Source organism: Methylobacterium sp. J-076 (assembly GCF_022829405.1).
Classification (GTDB): Bacteria; Pseudomonadota; Alphaproteobacteria; order Rhizobiales; family Beijerinckiaceae; genus Methylobacterium.
The window spans coordinates 1-1,876 of sequence record NZ_JAKSXW010000061.1; the positions used below are offsets into that span (position 1 = coordinate 1).

Here is a 1,876-nt window from a genome sequence, read left to right on the forward strand (position 1 = left end):
AAACCCACACATGTGATGAAGTACGCGATCGTGCTGACCACTCTGCACAACACAGGCCAGAACGAACCCACACCGGTCGACAGGGACCCGACCAAGCTCATAGCGCCAGACAGCTCCGCAGAGAGGGACCCGACCCCAGTCGAAAAGGACGCGATCGAGCTGCCCGCCGCGCTCAACCCAGTCGACAGCGAACCCACAACTGTGGAGAGGGACGCGATCGAGCTGCCCGCTGCGCTCAACCCGGTCGAGAGCGAGCCCACCCCGGTCGAGAGAGACCCGACCATGCTCGTCGTGCCGGAAAGGCCCGTCGAGAGGGAGCCGACACCGGTCGACAGGGACGCGATCGAGCTGCCCGCCGCACTCAACCCAGTCGAGAGCGATCCAACGCTGGTGGAGAGGGACCCGACCGTGCTCGTCGTACCCGACAGGCCCGTCGAGAGCGAGCCGACACCCGTTGACAAGGACGCGATCGAGCTGCCCGCCGCACTCAACCCAGTCGAGAGCGAACCCACACCGGTCGAGAGGGACCCAGCCATGCTCGTCGTGCCCGACAGACCTGTCGAGAGGGAACCGACCCCCGTCGAGAGGGATGCGATCGAGCTGCCCGCTGCGCTCAAGCCGGTCGAGAGCGACCCAACACCCGTCGAGAGCGAACCAACCCCGGTTGAGAGAGACGCGATCGAGCTACCTGCCGTGCTCAGACCGGTCGACAGCGAGCCGACCCCCGTCGAGAGAGTGGCGACCGTGCTCGTCGTACCCGACAGACCCGTCGAGAGCGAGCCGATCCCGGTGGAGAGGGACGCGATCGAGCTCCCCACGGCGCTCAGGCCGGTGGACAGCGAGCCCACCGAGCTATTCGTCGCCACCAGACCCGTCGACAGCGATCCGACCGAACTGCCGACCGTCGAGGCCACGGAGTACAGCTGGCTGCCGTTCACCGCATCCGTCGAGCTCGCCGTCACGCGACCCGCCGCCACGTTCTGGATCTGGCGCTCCGCCCCCGGCGCGCCCACCGACACCACGCCCACCGGCGAAGTCCCGGCGAACCCGCCGAACGTCGTCCCGCCGATCGTCACAGACGACACGTTCGTCGCCGCGGAGGTCGTCGCGCCGTCGCCCAACGCGACGCTGCGGTCCACCGAGGCGTTCGCCCCAAGGCCGAGGGCAACCGCTCGATTGCCGGCGGCCACAGCGGCGTTGCCGACGGCGATGGAATACGCCCCGCCCGCGCTAGCGCCGTTGCCGACAGCCACTGCCTGCTGGCCAGAAGCGTTGGTGGCGCGTCCGAGGGCGGTGGACTGAAGGCCGCCTGCATTGGAGAGGTCGCCCACGGCCACTGACGAGATGCCGCCTGCGTTCGCCCCGACACCGAGGGCGGTCGCACCATAGCTGGTGCCCGTTGCACCGGTACCGACGGCGATGGCGTTCCAGGCGCTGGCATTGGCCGTGTCGCCCATGGCCAATGCCGACTGGCCCGCCGCGTTCGACCGCACGCCGAGGGCGGTCGAGCCCACCCCCGATGCGTTCGCCGACAGGCCGACCGCCGTGGCCTGCGACCCCGCGATCGCCCCTCGGCCCAGCGCCAGGGACGTCGCCACCGTGGAGCTCGGGCTCCACGCGTCCAGCATTGCGCCCACATTGCTCGCGACCGGATACAGCTGGCTGCCGTTCACCGCGTCCGTCGAGCTCGCCGTCACCCGGCCCGCCGCCACGTTCTGGATCTGGCGCTCGGAGCCCGGCGCGCCCACCGACACCACGCCCACCGGCGAAGTCCCGGCGAACCCACCGAACGTCGTCCCGCCGATCGTCACAGACGACACGTTCGTCGCCGCAGAGGTCGTCGCATAGTCGCCCAACGCGACGCTGCGGTCCACCG

The 1,876-nt window shown here is 69.9% G+C and carries 1 protein-coding gene; it reads right to left on the bottom strand.

Going from position 1 to position 1,876, the window contains the following annotated elements:
* Nucleotides 1-1,874 (bottom strand): beta strand repeat-containing protein (locus tag MKK53_RS25655; protein WP_409564271.1); only part of this gene is annotated, 1,874 nt, incomplete at its 3' end.
* Between the last annotated feature and the right edge of the window lie 2 nt (nt 1,875-1,876).